The organism is Paenibacillus sp. sgz302115 (genome assembly GCF_056120445.1).
This window is the reverse complement of the sequence record NZ_JBVYOK010000008.1, coordinates 67,957-83,785: the sequence shown is the minus strand read 5'-3', so window position 1 is coordinate 83,785 and position 15,829 is coordinate 67,957. Positions and strand designations below refer to the sequence as shown.

Below are 15,829 nucleotides of genomic sequence, written 5' to 3'. Positions count from 1 at the left end.
CGTCTTTCACCTCGCATAACGGGATAAATTAAGCAATATTCCAAGTGCGGTGAGCATCAGTGTCAGCGATGAGCCCCCGTAGCTGATCAGCGGAAGCGTAATGCCGGTGACCGGCATGAGGCCGATGACAACGCCGATGTTGATGATAACCTGAACAGCCACCATACAGACAATCCCAACCGCCAAGTAGCTGCCAAAACGGTCAGGCAGGCTCATCGCCACCTTCATGCCGCGCCAGATCAGAATCAGAAACAGGACCAGCACAATCAGCCCGCCGATGAACCCCAGCTCCTCCGCCAAGATGGAAAAAATAAAATCGGTCTGCGGCTCAGGCACGTAGCTGTACTTTTGCCGGCTCATGCCAAGCCCCAGCCCGCCAAGCCCGCCGGGACCAATCGCATATAGCGACTGGATAATCTGATAGCCCGCCCCCAGCGGATCAGACCAGGGATCGAGGAATGCCGTAATCCGCTTAAGCCGGTAAGGCGCTGCAGCGACCAAGCCGGCGAAGCCAACGACTCCCAGCGCGCCCAGAGAGAACAAATGCTTCATCCGTGCCCCTGCTGTAAAAACCATCATCAAGGCAGCGCCGAACATGACGGTACCAGTGCCGAGATCCGGCTGGAGCATAATCAGCGCAAATGCGGAGCCGATCAGCGCCAGCGGCGGGAGCAATCCGCGTGTGAAGGTGGAGATGTCATAATCGTCTTTTCCAAGCCAGTTAGCCAGAAAAAGAATCATCCCCATCTTCATGAACTCGGAGGGCTGAATCCCGAAGGAACTGATCCCCAGCCAGCTGCGCGCTCCGCCGCGTACAACGCCGATTCCGGGAATCAGCACCAGAACGAGCAGTATGAAGCAGACGATCAGGGCCGGTCTGGCGAATTTCTTTAGCACCAGATAGTCGGTGTTCGCGGTGACGAACATGGCTCCCAGCCCGAGCCCTGCGAACAATAGTTGCCTTTTGACAAAATAAAACGAATCTCCATAATTGCGGAAGCCCAAAACGGACCCGGCGCTGTATACCATCACCATACCGATGGCCAGCAGGGAGAGTATAGCCACCAGTATCCAGATATCGGGCGCATGACGGGATTTATTCATCAGGAGCACACCTCTTGCATCCGTAGTAGGGGCTTATCCACCCCCCTACTTAAAGGTTATGCACCGCCTCTTTAAAAATACGCCCGCGCTCCTCATAGGATGTAAACATATCCCAGCTGGCACATGCAGGAGAGAGAAGAACAATATCTCCCGCTTCCGCCAAGGCGGAAGCCTCCCGCACAGCCTCCTGCAGCACGGCGGCGGCGCTCTCCCCAGTATCGACGGAGATAATCCGCTTTACTCCTGCTAACTGCGCGACTTTAACAAGCTTGTCCTTCGTTTGACCCAGAGCCACCAGCGCTTTGACGCCGCCAAGGACAGGCACAAGCTCCATATAGTCGGAGCCGCGGTCTAAGCCCCCGGCAATCAGCACAACCGGTGACCGGAAGGAGGACAGCGCCATGGCTGTTGCTTTGGAGTTGGTAGCCTTGGAATTGTTATAATAGACGGCTCCTGAATGATCGGCCACATATTCAAGCCGGTGCTCCACCCCCCGGAAGGAAGCCAGCACTCCGCCCAGCACTGCCGGGTCAGCCCCGGCGGCGATGGCAATTCCGCAGGCAGCCAGCGCATTCTCCACATTGAACCGCCCCGGCAGGCCGATGGAAGCGACATTGGCTATTTCCGTCTCACTCTCTGTGTAATCACGGTAAATGATAACCCGCTTCAGGTCATCATTGGTACCCGGCACAAAGGCCGGGCGGACAAATATCCCCTGAACCAGCTCCTCGGTCATCGAGAAAGGCAGAATCCCGGCCTTCATATAAGGCACCAGTTCCCGGCAGACCGGATCATCCCAGTTCAGCACCGCCGTATCGCTTGGCTCCTGATTGGCGAACAGCTTGGCTTTGGAGGCTACATAATCCTCCATACCGCCATGATAATCCAAATGGGTTTCGGCCACGTTCAGCAGACAGCCCACTTTGGGGCGAAACGTCTCTGTCCCCTTAAGCTGGAAGCTGCTGAGCTCAACGACCATCCAATTGTCCTCGTGGGCCTCTTGAGCGGCCTGGCAGAGCGGTGTGCCTATGTTGCCAGCAACGATAGGGTTCATCCCGGCAGCCTCCAGCATACGGCCCACCCAGGTTGTTGTTGTCGTCTTCCCGTTCGAGCCGGTAATTCCGATCATTGGTGCCGCGCAGAGACGGTACGCCACTTCTACCTCGGTCACAACTTCGATGCCCAGTTCCAGCGCCCGCACTACAGGTGCTGCCGAATAGGGAATGCCGGGATTTTTGACCACAAGGCTGACTCCCTCGTGAATCAGCCCCTCGGGATGCCCGCCGCATATAACAGAAATTCCCAAAGACTCCAGTTCGGAAGCTTCGGGACTTTGATCTCTTTCCTTTTTATCATTGACCGTTACGATTGCGCCGCGCTCATGCAGCACCTTGGCCACCTGGACGCCGCTTTTGGCAAGCCCCAGGACCACCACCTCTTCACCACGGTACTCATCTGGATGTTTCATTCTTTACAACCCCTTGCTGATATATAGTCCAACAGCCGCCAGGACCAGGCTCACCGCCCAGAAGGAAACGACAACCCGCCATTCCGACCAGCCGCCAAGCTCAAAGTGATGATGGATCGGGCTCATTCTGAATATACGTTTGCCGCGCGTCTTGAAAGAGGTCACCTGCAAAACAACAGACAGCATTTCAATGACAAATACCCCGCCGATCACGATAAACAGCAGCTCGCTTTTGGTCACGATGGCGATAGCGCCGATCGCGCCGCCGATGCCGAAGGAGCCAAAATCACCCATGAACACCTTGGCCGGATGTGCATTAAAGACCAGAAAGCCAAGCACCGCCCCGATCATCGCAGCCGCGCAGACTCCAGCCGCAATAGAGGTAGCCTGCATAGCCACCACAGCAAAAGCAGCCAGTGCAATCGCGCTGACACCCGACAACAGCCCATCTACACCATCGGTAAAATTAACCGCATTTGTTACAGCCATCATCATGACGATAATAAACGGATAGTAGAACCAGCCGCCCCAGTCAAAGCTCAGGTCAGTTCCCGGTATGCTTATGCCGGTGTTGTGACCGGCGGAGATCAGCAGGCCGCACATTACTGCCCCGACCAGCAACTGGCCCAGCAGCTTCTGCCGCGGCGTCAGTCCCAGTGAGCGTTTGAATACGATTTTGATATAGTCATCCAGGAAGCCGATCAGCCCGTAACCAAGCGTAGCTACCAATAGAACATAAAAGTCTGAGTCCACTACAGAAAATTTCAGAAAAGACAAGGTGAACGCCACCATGATGATAATTCCGCCCATCGTAGGGGTTCCGGCTTTTTTCAAGTGAGATTGAGGTCCGTCATCGCGAACCTGCTGTCCGAATTTCATCCTCCGCAGCAGCGGAATGAAGAGCGGAGCGGCAATGACCGCAAGGATAAAGGATACGGCAATAGTCAGCAAAAGTAGTTGATAATCCATGGGTACACCCCCTCCATTAGTTTAGATCTGCCCGAGAATGCTCATTTAAGCTGTGCAGCACTTCCTCCAGGCGCATTCCCCTGGAAGCTTTGAACAATACAACATCCTTGGGACTGCATTTGCCAATTAAGGCAGAAGTAAGCTCCCCTTTATCTGAAAAAGCAAACACCCGCTCCGGTCCGAATCGCGCTAAAGCTGCATCGGCGATATGTGCAGACAACGGCCCGTAGGTAAACACCAGATCCGTTTCTGCAGGGTTCAAATAGCCGCCGATTTCCGTATGGAAACGCACTTCGTCCGGCCCAAGTTCCAGCATGTCCCCCAGCACAGCGATTCGGCTTCCGGCGCATTTCATAGACTGAAGCACATCAATTGCTGCTCTCATGGAGGTGGGACTGGCATTATAAGCATCATTCAGCAAAATAAGGCCGGATGCCGCCTGAATCATTTCAATCCGCATACCGGTCAGTTTAAGCTTGCTTAATCCGTCCTTGATATTGTCCTCTGTTACGCTGTAGTGGCGTGCAACCGCGAGCGCAGCCAAAGCGTTGACGACATTATGCTGTCCCGGAAGCGGCAGAGAGAAGGCTTGCTCCGGATGAAGGCTGGACGTAAAAGTCATTCCTCCCGTATGCGACATCATTCCCGTCGGGTAATCATCGTTGTCAGGAGACAACCCGAAGCGGAATGACTTCATTTCCGCTGGGGCGCGGAACGCAGGCTCTGCAATGACTTCGGCAAGCAGCGGCTCGTCGCCGTTATAAATCAACAGGCCCCCGGGTTTCAGCCCTTCGGCGATTTCCAGCTTCGCTCTGGCAATCTCCTTGCGGGAGCCGAGCTGCAGCAGATGTGATTCACCTACATTGGTAATCACAGCCACATCAGGCGGTGCCAAAGAAGCAAGAAGAGCTATCTCTCCACGCGAACTCATCCCCATCTCCAGAACGGCAATCTGGGTTTCCTCGCTCATTGAGAGAATCGTAAGCGGCAAGCCGATGTGATTATTGAAATTGCCCTGTGTTTTGTGGACTCTATACTGTCCCTCCAGCAGGGCTGTAATTATGTCCTTGGTTGTTGTCTTGCCGTTGCTGCCTGTGACGGCAACAACCTGTGGAGCAATTTGGCTTAAATAGGCTGAAGCCAGCCTCTGCAGCGCGGCCAGTGTGTCATCCACCAGGATGACTCCGCCGCCTTCAGGCGCCCCCTCTTTATCCCGCTGCCACAAGGTGGCGGCGGCTCCTGCCGCCAAAGACGCGGCACCATAATCGTGCCCGTCGAAATGTTCCCCGATCAGCGGAACGAACAGGCAGGCAGGCGTGATTTTACGGGAGTCGGTAACGACCCCCGCAATCTCCGTATCCATATCCGCAGCGGAGATCAGCTCTCCTCCGCACATTTCAGCGATGTTTTGCAGCGTTCTTTTAATCAATAGCTTCGGCCCCTTATAACTTCTTTGGCGATGACGCGGTCATCGAAATCATGAACCACTCCGCCGATCAGCTGATAGGTCTCATGACCTTTCCCCGCAATCAATACTACATCGCTGGGGCTTGCCATTTCAATAGCTTTTGTGATAGCTTCCCGCCGGTCCACAATCATTTCATAGCGGTCCAGCGCTACCCCATCCGCCTGCAGTCCAGCTTCGATATCCTGCAGAATTAGCAGCGGATCTTCGGTCCGGGGATTGTCGGAGGTTACAAATACATGATCGCTGTACTTCGCAGCAATTTTTCCCATTAGAGGACGTTTGGTAGTGTCTCTGTCTCCGCCGCAGCCAAAGACTGTAAGCACCTTGCCAGCCGCAAATTCACAAACCGCCTTCAGCACATTCTCCAATCCGTCCGGTGTGTGGGCATAGTCTACGATAACCGCGAAATCCTGGCCTTCATCCACAGATTCCACACGTCCGGGTACGCCGGCAACCGACTCCAGACTGGCCTTGATATCCGCAAGCGGCACATCCTCCAGCAGAGCAGCCGTGATCGCGGCAAGCGCATTGTACACATTGAACTTTCCGACCATACGCAGAGAAATGTCAGCCTCTCCCTTAAACGTATCCACATGGAAAAAAGTTCCTTTGGAGGTGATGGAAATTTGCGAGGCCCGGACATTGGCGCCGCTGTCGATGCCGTATGTAATGACCTCCGCCGCAGTCTGTGCAGCAAAATAGGCGCTTGCCTCGTCATCCGCATTCAATACGGCATATTTGCGTTCTTCCTTCCATGGCGAAATCACATTGCCAAGCCGGGAAAAGAACAGCCCTTTAGCCGCACGGTACTCCTCCATTGTATGATGATAATCCAAATGGTCCTGGGTCAAATTCGTAAATATCGCTGTACGGTAGTCCGTTCCCTTTACCCGTCCCTGCTGGAGCGCATGGGAAGAGACCTCCATCACACAGCATTGCACTCCCTTCGAGACCATGTCACTAAGCGTGCGCTGCAGCTCAAGCGATTCCTGCGTCGTGCCGGACATCGGATAGCTCTGACCGTCATAGCGCATCTGAATCGTCCCGATCAGCCCTGTCTTCACATTATGATCCTGCATAATCCGCTCAATGAGATAAGTGGTCGTCGTTTTGCCATTCGTTCCGGTAATCCCAATCATTCGCAATCTGCTGCTTGGCGAGCCGAAAAATGCGCCCGACAACACGGACATCGCAAACCGGCTGTCATCCACCACAATCTGTGGCAGATCAATCTCAAGCTTACGCTCACAGACAATGGCAGAGGCGCCATTCGCGGCGGCCTGCGGCGCAAAATCATGCCCATCCACGGTAAAACCCGGCAGACAGATGAACAGGTCACCCGGCTCAATGCGGCGCGAATCCACCTGAATATTGGTGATTTCCGTCTCTCCATCCCCATAGAGACGCGAAGCTGCAAGACAAGATGATAATTCATTAACTTTCATAGTAATCCCTCACTCTGCATTTTCGGATAAGACACACAGCCTTATACCTTATTTTTCGCTGTCAGCACCCATATAGATCCTGATCGTCGAGCCCTGCTCGACTCTGGCACCCGCTTTTGGCGCCTGATTGATTACTGTATTGCCGGTTCCTGAACGGGCGAGCGTAAAATTCATGTTCAGATCCTCGTAAATATCCTGGACTGTTGCCCCCGTAAGGTCGGGAACCGTCACAATTGGAGTTTCACCATACTTATAGGTTTTGGGAAGCTGATCCTTACGCTCAGGGATCTTCAAATAATGCAGGGAGTCTTCCAGAATATTTTGTACGATTGGAGCTGCCACTACCCCCCCGAACTGAATCCCCATAGGATTATCAACTGCCGTGTATACGACAATTTGCGGATCATCGGCAGGCGCAAACCCTATAAAAGATACGATATGCTCGGTAGCTGAATAGCGGCCGTTAACTACTTTTTGTGCCGTCCCTGTCTTGCCTCCCACACGGTAGCCGTCAATAAATGCCGGCCGGCCGGTTCCTTTGGCAACTACGCTCTCAAGGGCAGCGCGTACCTTCTTCGAGGTTTCTTCCGAGATGACCTGCCGCACCATCTCCGGCTGTGGCTCCGATACGATCTTACCGGTATCGGGATTAATCCATGCCTTGGCGACATGCGGCGTATAGAGCTTGCCGCCGTTAATGGCTGCCGATACAGCGGCAATCTGCTGAATCGGTGTGACCGACACCCCTTGACCGAAGGCTGTGGTCGCCAGCTCCACCGGCCCCACCTGTGCAGGCTTGAACAGAATCCCGCTTGCTTCGCCGTTCAGATCTATGCCGGTTTTGGCGCCGAAACCGAAATCACGGATATATTTAAACAGGGTATCCTTGCCCAAGCGCTGTCCAAGCGCGACAAAGCCGGGATTGCAGGAGTTCTCCACCACCTGAAGAAAGGTCTGGCTGCCGTGGCCGCCTTTTTTCCAGCAGCGCAGCTTAGCCCCGGCAACCTCAATATAACCGGGATCATAAAAGTGGTCATTCTGCAAGTCTACCTTGCCCTCCTGCAGCGCAGCAGCCAAGGTTATGATTTTGAACGTGGAACCCGGTTCATAGGTCATCCAGATCGGCAGGTTACGGTTATAGACCTGAGCGTCATATTCCTTGTAGGCTCCAGGCTCATACCCCGGTCTGCTTGCCATGGCCAGGATTTCGCCGTTCTTCGGATTCATCGCAATCGCCCAGCTGCCCTGGGCCTGATATTTCACCATCGCCTGATCCAGCTCGCGTTCCATAATCGACTGAATCTGCTTATCTATCGTCAGTTGCAGATTGAGACCGTCCTGGGGGGCCGAATATTTCTCGGATGACCCGGGCATCAGCCTGCCCCCGGCATCGGACAAATAGGAGATATTACCCGCGCTGCCTTGCAGCAGCTTGTCATAAATATTTTCTACCCCGGTAATCCCCTGATTATCTATGCCTGTGAAGCCAAGGATATGTGCCGCCAAATCGCCGTAGGGATAAAACCGCTTGTTATCCTCAGCCACAACGATGCCCGGCAGCTGCAAATCACGGATGCTCGCGGCCAGCTCCATCGTAATTTTGCGGCCGCCGGGCTGCAGCTTCACCGATGACTCACTTTTAGACAGCAAAGTCACCAGCTTCGTCTCGCTCATACCCAGCAGCGGAGCCAGCGTCTGTGCTGTCTTTTGCTTCTCCTTCACCTGCACGGGGACCGCGTAAACGGTAGGGGAACTGATATTGTAAGCCAGTGCAGTCCCTTCCCGGTCCAAGATTTCACCGCGTTTGGCGGTATAAGGAATATTGCGGCGCCACAGATTTTCCGCCTTGGCGCTCAGCTTCTCGCCTTGGGATAACTGCACATAGGCAAGACGCACGGCCAGAGAGCCGAACAATACGGCAAGTCCCAGCAGCGTCCACAGCATTCTCCGCCGAGTTACGACCTTCGAAACCTTCATTCCGTTCTCCCCCGCTTTCGCTTCATAGACATGAGCTCTTATCTTCATGACTATTCGGGACAAACAGGGGTTAGAACAAGCCTGGGCTTATACGCTATTCTGCCTTCGTGTCTTTCTTTGTGTCTTCCGCAGCAGGAGGGACAGGAATATTCTCGCCATATTCATTGAGCGGTTTAAGCGTCAGGGTAACCAAGGTTTTCCCATTCTTGATGCCCTGCGTTTGCTGAGACACATAACCTTCGCCCTCAACGGCAATGCCTACCTTAAGCAGACTGAGAATCTCCAGCCCGTCACGCAGGGACTGCCCGCGCAAATCAGGAATAACAGGTTTATCGCCCTGCTGGCCCAGCAGATAGATACGCTGTCCTGATGCCAGCAGGGTCCCCTTCTCAGGGTATTGGCTGACAACCGTTGCTCCCTCGCCGACCGCCTCGAAATCATAGCCTTGATCAATCAGCAGTTGTCTGGCCGCCTGCATCGTTTTACCGGTCAGATCAGGTGCAGAGCGCTGCTCGGACACCGTGCTTTTGACTGTTTTTTCACTTCTGTCTTTAGAATCCGCAACCACTTTGGGTACTCCCATATAAGGCAGAGCCTGCGACACAATCTCTTTAAAAATTGGTGCAGCGGCAGCACCGCCGCCTTCTCCGTCTTGCGGCTCGTCAATGATTACAATGACTGCAATCTTTGGATCATTGACCGGAGCATAACCGATAAAAGAAGCAAGCACCTTGTTCCGGTCATAATCCTTGCCTTGAACCTTGATTGCCGTACCAGTCTTACCTGCTACACGGTAGCCTTCAATGTAAGCATGGCGTCCGGTCCCCTTGACCTGATCGGCAACAACCTGCTCCAGATAGCCACCCGTTTCCCGGGCACTCTCCTTCGAGATTACCTGGCGTACCACCTCGGGCTGGGTAACCGTTGTCTTGCCGGTGTTCGGGTCGGTAATTTCCTTGACCACATGCGGAACCATCAGCTTGCCGCCGTTGGCAATGGCTGATACTGCCGTAAGCTGTTGAATCGGAGTAACCAGCACCTTACCATGACCATAGGCGAGCGTGGCGTTTTCCGAAGCAATGTTCGGATCAGGGTTAACGATACCGATGGTTTCACCCGGCAGGTCAATTCCCGTTTTCTCATTAAAGCCAAAATCGTTGATGTACTGTTTCAGTCTATCCTGACCAAGCATCTCATAGCCAAGCTTAACGAAGGCTACGTTACTGGATCGCTTCACGCCTTCAAGGAACGAAATCTTTCCCCAGCCGACTCTGTTGATATCGTGAAGCGGCTTTTTGTACCCCTTAATGTAAATTTGGCCGGACTGGAAGGTAGCATCAGGATTAAAGAGCTTCTCCTGCACGGCTCCAGCCAGAGTCACAATCTTAAAGGTTGAACCCGGTTCATACCTGGACTTGATCGCGTGATTGTAGAAGCCGGCGGCATTCTGATTAGTATCCCAGTATTCATTCGGGTTGAAGGTAGGCATATTCGCCATGCCGAGAATTTCCATCGTATTCGGGTCGGCGGCAATGACACTCATGCTTTTGGGCTGGTATTTGTCATATGCCTTTTTCATAGCCTCTTCAATATAATATTGAATTGTACTGTCAATCGTCAGCTTGAAATTGTTTCCATTGACTACTGGCTGGTATGAATCATTGGAATCCGGAAGCTTGATCCCCTTGCCATCGCTCTGATAGAGAAGCTCGCCGTCCGTCCCTTTGAGCTGCTTATCAAAATACTTCTCCAGCCCCATAATCGCATTGCCGTCTCTGTCGGTATAGCCCAAAATATGCGCAGCAAGTGTATTCTTAGGATAATAACGCTTCTGTTCTGTGACAAGTCCTACACCCGTCTCCTGAATCTTGTGCTCTTTCGCGAGCCCCTTGTTGAAGGCGTCTACTTTGTCCGCGAGTTCTTTGCTTATCTTCCAGCCCTCGTTGCGGATCTCACGGTTCTTGAGGTATTTACCTTTATCATCCTTAGCCTCTACCAGCTTCTTCAATTCGTCCACCGGCTTACCCAGCAGCTTATTCAGTCCCTCGATGACCTCTTCACTGATCCCCCGCTCAGCAATAACTTCAGGGTCAACGACAACGGTATACGCAGGAACATCACTGGCCAGAACATTTCCGTTACGGTCCTCGATTTCACCGCGTACAGCCTTAATGATTGATGTATGCGCCCACTGCTTGGCTGCTTCTCCCTGATAGTATTCACCATGCAGAATCTGAATCCAGAATACCCGGGCAATTAAAACAAGAAAAAAGAGGGTAATACACCCTCCTATAAACAGCGTGCGAAGTTTTATTCTTTTCACCATACGCAGACCTCACAAACTTTATTATTACGATTGCTGCCAATCGCCAACTAGTTGCCTCCGTCTGTGGCTGTATTGCTCAGTGGAACATGAATGGTCGAACCTTCATCAGGTGTTTTAAATCCCATTCCACTAGCACGTTCGGCTACTGTCTGTTCGAGACCCTGCTTCTCCATCTGATAGGTAGCGATCTGCTTCTTCGTCTTGGCAATATTGCTGTCCAGCTTCTGCGCCTGCAAGTTCAAATCGTAAATATGCACGTAACGCCAAATCAGGGTGGCAGCCACCAGCACAAATACACCAAGTGTCAGCATATAGAGCAGCTTCTCCTTCAGCGGAAGCACCATGCGTCTGGTAACTACTTTCGTCTTCTCGCGGTAAAGCCTGTCCGCCTCTTCTTTTCTTTTGGGTTGAACTGCTAAATTGCCGCGGGTATAGGCCATCTCTGACTCTCCTTTATCGTTATTTACAATTTTTCTGCGATGCGCAGCTTCGCTGAACGGGCGCGCGGGTTAAGCTCCAGCTCTTCCTCGGAAGGCACTAGCGGCTTGCGGTTAATCAGCTTCAAGGTGCCTTCTGCACCGCAAACGCAAAACGGAAAGTCAGGCGGGCAGGTGCATTTGCTTAAATAGCTGCTGAAAATCTGTTTGCAAATCCGGTCCTCCAGCGAGTGAAAAGTAATCACCGACACTCTTCCTCCGGGTGCCAGGCAGCGTACCGCCGCATGCAGCCCTTCCTCAAAAGCGCCAAGCTCGTCGTTAACCGCAATGCGCAGCCCTTGAAAGCTCCGTTTGGCCGGATGTCCTCCCGTTCTGCGCGCTGCAGCCGGAATGCCTTCCTTGATCAGCTCAGCCAGTTCCCCCGTGCTCTCCACGGGGCTTACTTCTCTGCGCTCAACAATTTTACGGGCAATCCGCCGGGAGAATTTCTCTTCTCCATATTGGAAAAGCACACGTGCAATCTCCTGCTCCGGCCAGGAATTCACAATTTCTGCTGCGGTCAGCTTCGCGGACTGGTCCATCCGCATATCGAGCGGAGCATCGTGGTTATAGCTGAATCCCCGCTCGCCCTCATCGAACTGAGGCGAGGATACGCCCAGATCGTACAGGATTCCATCCACTTGGGGAACACCATCCTTTTGCGGAACAAAAGGGATTTCCTTCAGCACCTGCTCAAGCTCCCGGAAGTTGGTCTTAACCAAAACCACCTTGTCGCCGTATTCAGCAAGTCTCTCTTTTGCATTGTCCAGGGCCCAGTCATCCTGATCCAGACAGATCAACCGGCCTTGGCCGCTAAGCTTCGAGGCAATCAGCGAACTGTGTCCGGCTCCTCCAAGCGTGCAGTCGACATATATGCCATCCTTCTTGATGTGCAGCCCTTCTGTCGCTTCTTCCTTAAGCACCGTGATGTGGTGAAACAAGCTGCATCCCTCCAGGGCAGTATTCGAATTGTTGTTGTGTTGTTATAGATCGAAATTGAAATCCACCAGTTTCTCGGCAATCTCATTGAACGTTTCCTCTGACTGTTCGAAGTACTGCTCCCATAGCTCCTTGTTCCAGATCTCCACCCGGTTCGAAACGCCCAGAATTACACAGTCCTTGTCCAGCTTGGCATATTGCCGCAAATTCCCCGGCAGATTCACCCTGCCTTGCTTGTCCCATACACATTCGGTCGCTCCCGAGAAAAAAAAGCGGCTGAAGGCACGGGCATCCGATTTCATCAGTGAAAGGCTTTTAAGCTTTTGTTCCATGATTCCCCATTCTTCCATGGGATAAACAAATAAGCAGGTGTCGAGGCCGCGGGTCGCTACGAAGGAGGCTCCGAGCATTTCCCGGAACTTGGCAGGGATAATGATACGTCCCTTGTCATCAATGCTATGCTGGTACTCACCCATAAACATGATTTTTCCCCACCTCTAGCTCCCAATTCCCCACTTTACCCCACTTTACACCACCTAAGCATAATAGATTCGCCATTAAAAATCAAAAACCTTTTTTTAGAGCAAAGTAATTTTTCATAAATGTCAAGCCGCAAAAAAACAAGGTGCCCGAACCATTCACATGGCCGGACACCTTGCTTCAGTTCTATAGATTATGCGTTCAGATTCCAACTGTCCAAATATTTAACCTGCTCTGGAGTCAGGCTGTCAATAGCAATCCCGAGACTCTCCAGCTTATAGCGCGCTACCTGCTCGTCCAGCTCATAAGGAACATTTTCAACCTTTACTCCGATGTTTTTGTAATTATCATTCACATATTTCAGGGAGAGCGCCTGCAGCGCAAAGGTTGTGTCCATGATCTCTGCCGGATGGCCGTCAGCCGCACCCAAGTTTACCAGCCGTCCTTCTGCCAGCAGATACAGCTTGCGTCCGTCCTTCAGCTTGTACTCCTCGATGTTCTTGCGCACAGTGCGCTGGGATACCGCCCGTTCGGACAATTCAGGCTTATTCACTTCAACGTCGAAATGGCCGGCGTTGCACAGAATCGCTCCATCCTTCATCACATCGTAATGCTCACCGCGGATCACGTAACGGTTGCCTGTCACTGTAACGAAGAAATCACCCAGCTTCGCTGCTTCCAGCATCGGCATCACATGGAACCCGTCCATATGGGCTTCCACTGCCTTGATCGCATCCACCTCAGTGACAATGACATTGGCTCCAAGCCCTTTTGCCCGCATAGCCACTCCTTTGCCGCACCAGCCGTAACCGACTACAACCACTGTCTTGCCAGCCACAATAAGGTTAGTTGTGCGGACGATGCCGTCCCACGCCGATTGGCCTGTACCATAGCGGTTGTCAAACAGATATTTGCAGTAGGCATCATTAACGGCTACCATCGGGAACTTGAGAATGCCCTGTTTCTGCAGTGCTTTTAGCCGGATAATGCCTGTAGTCGTTTCTTCTGCACCACCGCGGATATTCTCCATCAGATCAGGCCGTTCGGAATGCAGCAGCGTGGCGAAATCGCCGCCGTCATCAATAATCAGGTCCGGTTTGCTTTCCAGTGCCTTGATATTGAGCGCTTTGAATTCTTCAGGAGTAGGGTTGTATTTGGCAAACACTGTAATGCCGTCCTCCACCAGCGCCGCACAAACATCATCCTGCGTAGACAGCGGATTGGAGCCTGTAATCGTGACTTCTGCGCCGCCCGCCTGCACAACCTTCGCCAGATAAGCTGTCTTTGCTTCCAGATGAAGCGTAATGGATACCTTCAAGCCTTTGAAAGGCTGCTCTGCCTCAAACTGCTCACGGATGCGGTTCAGCACCGGCATATGCTGGCGAACCCAGTCGATTTTGAGATGACCCTGCGGAGCCAGCGACATATCTGCAACAATACTGTTTTCCTTCGATAATGAACTCATAATGATACCTCCTGAAAGTTTAGTTACATATAAATGATACGGTGTGTTCCGCTGTAATCTGCGGGTATATTCATCAGCTCATCCAGCCAGGCGGGACCGTAACGATTTAGATAATACATGATATTGTACACTCTTTCCTGCAGTTTACCCAGCGGCATCAGCGACAGCTCAATCCGCTCCCACTGGCGGAGCGCAGCTTCATTCTGCTTCTCCATCGCATCCTGGGCTTTGGCTTGAAGAAAGGTTATCTGATCCAGGATTTTATCTTTATTATTGCTGCCCAGCTTAAGCAGTCCCGCTTGAATCGTTCCAAGCTGTTCAATCAGCGGCTCGTACATTGCGGAGAAAGCTGCCTTGGTCTCTTCGAATCGGCGTCCCAGCTCCAGCTCATCCTGGGCGGCAAGCCATTCTTGTCTTCTTTGATCTAATCCTTCACGGACATCGCCAAAAGAGAGCCCGTACTTGTCCATATGCTTGTGCAATGTGCCTTCCACGACCGTAAACGACATGCGCGGTATAATCAGCGGCATCCGTTCACCGACCACCTCAAACGCCAAACGCGGAATTGCCCAATAGGCCATCTCCCCCTGTCCCAGCACAGTCGCGAGAACCGGAAGCAGATAATCCTGCATGAGCGGACGTGTCAGCACATTATTGCTGAACCGCTCGGGATGGCTCTCCAGCAGCCCCAGCAATTCTTCCGGGGAAAAGGAAATCGTGCCCTTGCGGTCGGTAAAGCGACCGGCTTCCTTATGAAGCAACAGGCGTGTACCTTCATGAATATAGAAAAGATTGGCGCCGCCAGGGACCACAGCAGCCTGCAGCTCATATCCGCCGCCAGTGATATTTGCGGCTGCCGTTTGATAAGCGGCCTCCAGCTCATCATTGTTTGCAATCAGTGAAGCAAACAGCGGAGCCTCCAGCCTGCGCAGCTCAGGATCTGCAGAATCCAGCAGAATGAGTCCAAATCTGCCGAACAGCGAGCCCATCAGCTTGGCAAAAGCATCACTCATGCTGCCACCGGTACCCGAGGATTCACGGATAAACTCCATAATCTGCGGTTTGAATTCACTCTCCTGCAGCAGTCCGTCCAGTTGCCCGGTGACTTGAACCCAACTGGCTTCATCCACCTTGATGGCGCTGACGGAGGAGCGGGGGCCATCTATTTTATCCAGCTTCAGCCTCGTAATTTCTCCGGCTCGGTTCAATACGTATGTGTGATTGACCTCATCCCAGTCATGATCCTCACCGGCAATCCAAAACAGCGGAACCACCGGCCGCCCCAGCTCCGCCGCTGCCTCTTTCGCCGCCTGAATCGTTGTAACTGCTTTGTATATGACAAAAAGCGGACCCGTGAACAGGCCGCTCTGCTGCCCGCCGGTCACAACCAAAGTCCCTTGCTGCTCCAGCAGCGCCAGGGAATCCATCACCGCAGCATCAGGATTGTGCCGCAGATTGTATTTCCGAAGGCATGCTGCAAGCTTGGCACGGTCGGCCCGCAAATTTTCACTGCTGTCCAGCCATTCCGCGCGTGTCGCCCTGCTCTCTTCGCTACGGAAATCTCCACCGTACAAATGTCCTACCTTTTCATAATGATGTATATAGTCGCGGGCAAGTGCTGATCCGCCCGGGAGAGGTTCCGGTACTACATTCATGAACAACTGCCTCCTGTTCTACAATAACTGCTGTATGTAATCACTTGAGCCAATAAA

12 protein-coding genes are annotated in these 15,829 nt (G+C 52.8%); all 12 read right to left on the bottom strand.

Annotated elements, in window-relative coordinates; genetic code table 11:
• Positions 1 to 6 precede the first annotated feature (6 nt).
• Positions 7 to 1,104, bottom strand: coding sequence for a stage V sporulation protein E (gene spoVE / locus AC0LWN_RS16850; protein WP_474667247.1), 1,098 nt, complete (start codon positions 1,102 to 1,104; stop codon positions 7 to 9).
• 49 nt (positions 1,105 to 1,153) lie between these two features.
• Positions 1,154 to 2,572, bottom strand: coding sequence for a UDP-N-acetylmuramoyl-L-alanine--D-glutamate ligase (gene murD / locus AC0LWN_RS16845; RefSeq protein WP_474667245.1), 1,419 nt, complete (start codon positions 2,570 to 2,572; stop codon positions 1,154 to 1,156).
• 3 nt (positions 2,573 to 2,575) lie between these two features.
• A complete protein-coding gene (gene mraY, locus AC0LWN_RS16840) occupies positions 2,576 to 3,541 on the bottom strand; it encodes a phospho-N-acetylmuramoyl-pentapeptide-transferase (RefSeq protein ID WP_474667243.1) in 966 nt (321 codons plus the stop codon).
• Between the two features lie 16 nt (positions 3,542 to 3,557).
• Positions 3,558 to 4,970, bottom strand: a complete 1,413-nt coding sequence (locus AC0LWN_RS16835) for a UDP-N-acetylmuramoyl-tripeptide--D-alanyl-D-alanine ligase (RefSeq protein WP_474667241.1) — start codon at positions 4,968 to 4,970, stop codon at positions 3,558 to 3,560.
• The gene (locus AC0LWN_RS16830; protein ID WP_474667239.1) at positions 4,967 to 6,454 is read right to left on the bottom strand and encodes a UDP-N-acetylmuramoyl-L-alanyl-D-glutamate--2,6-diaminopimelate ligase; all 1,488 of its coding nucleotides are present in this window, start codon (positions 6,452 to 6,454) and stop codon (positions 4,967 to 4,969) included. The genes AC0LWN_RS16835 and AC0LWN_RS16830 overlap by 4 nt, the downstream gene beginning before the upstream one ends.
• A gap of 48 nt (positions 6,455 to 6,502) precedes the next feature.
• The gene (locus AC0LWN_RS16825; protein ID WP_474667237.1) at positions 6,503 to 8,431 is read right to left on the bottom strand and encodes a stage V sporulation protein D; all 1,929 of its coding nucleotides are present in this window, start codon (positions 8,429 to 8,431) and stop codon (positions 6,503 to 6,505) included.
• Positions 8,432 to 8,525: 94 nt separating this feature from the next.
• Entirely contained in the window at positions 8,526 to 10,757 is a 2,232-nt protein-coding gene (locus AC0LWN_RS16820; RefSeq protein ID WP_474667235.1) for a penicillin-binding transpeptidase domain-containing protein, read from the bottom strand.
• 47 nt (positions 10,758 to 10,804) lie between these two features.
• Entirely contained in the window at positions 10,805 to 11,197 is a 393-nt protein-coding gene (locus AC0LWN_RS16815) for a cell division protein FtsL (RefSeq protein ID WP_474667233.1), read from the bottom strand.
• A 23-nt stretch (positions 11,198 to 11,220) separates the two neighbouring features.
• A complete protein-coding gene (gene rsmH / locus AC0LWN_RS16810; RefSeq protein WP_474667231.1) occupies positions 11,221 to 12,174 on the bottom strand; it encodes a 16S rRNA (cytosine(1402)-N(4))-methyltransferase RsmH in 954 nt (317 codons plus the stop codon).
• A gap of 42 nt (positions 12,175 to 12,216) precedes the next feature.
• Positions 12,217 to 12,654 carry a division/cell wall cluster transcriptional repressor MraZ gene (gene mraZ, locus AC0LWN_RS16805; RefSeq protein ID WP_019909307.1) on the bottom strand — a complete coding sequence of 146 codons (438 nt, stop codon included), beginning with the start codon at positions 12,652 to 12,654 and terminating at the stop codon, positions 12,217 to 12,219.
• A 191-nt stretch (positions 12,655 to 12,845) separates the two neighbouring features.
• Positions 12,846 to 14,117, bottom strand: coding sequence for an adenosylhomocysteinase (locus AC0LWN_RS16800; protein ID WP_474667229.1), 1,272 nt, complete (start codon positions 14,115 to 14,117; stop codon positions 12,846 to 12,848).
• A gap of 23 nt (positions 14,118 to 14,140) precedes the next feature.
• A complete protein-coding gene (gene bshC / locus AC0LWN_RS16795) occupies positions 14,141 to 15,772 on the bottom strand; it encodes a bacillithiol biosynthesis cysteine-adding enzyme BshC (protein ID WP_474667227.1) in 1,632 nt (543 codons plus the stop codon).
• Positions 15,773 to 15,829 lie beyond the last annotated feature (57 nt).

Coding starts and splice junctions, on each gene's coding strand:
- AC0LWN_RS16820 (WP_474667235.1), bottom strand. CDS start 10,757: ATGGTGAAAAGAATAAAACTTCGCACGCTGTTTATAGGAGGGTGTATT.
- mraY (WP_474667243.1), bottom strand. CDS start 3,541: ATGGATTATCAACTACTTTTGCTGACTATTGCCGTATCCTTTATCCTT.
- AC0LWN_RS16800 (WP_474667229.1), bottom strand. CDS start 14,117: ATGAGTTCATTATCGAAGGAAAACAGTATTGTTGCAGATATGTCGCTG.
- mraZ (WP_019909307.1), bottom strand. CDS start 12,654: ATGTTTATGGGTGAGTACCAGCATAGCATTGATGACAAGGGACGTATC.
- AC0LWN_RS16825 (WP_474667237.1), bottom strand. CDS start 8,431: ATGAAGGTTTCGAAGGTCGTAACTCGGCGGAGAATGCTGTGGACGCTG.
- AC0LWN_RS16830 (WP_474667239.1), bottom strand. CDS start 6,454: ATGAAAGTTAATGAATTATCATCTTGTCTTGCAGCTTCGCGTCTCTAT.
- AC0LWN_RS16815 (WP_474667233.1), bottom strand. CDS start 11,197: ATGGCCTATACCCGCGGCAATTTAGCAGTTCAACCCAAAAGAAAAGAA.
- murD (WP_474667245.1), bottom strand. CDS start 2,572: ATGAAACATCCAGATGAGTACCGTGGTGAAGAGGTGGTGGTCCTGGGG.
- spoVE (WP_474667247.1), bottom strand. CDS start 1,104: ATGAATAAATCCCGTCATGCGCCCGATATCTGGATACTGGTGGCTATA.
- bshC (WP_474667227.1), bottom strand. CDS start 15,772: ATGAATGTAGTACCGGAACCTCTCCCGGGCGGATCAGCACTTGCCCGC.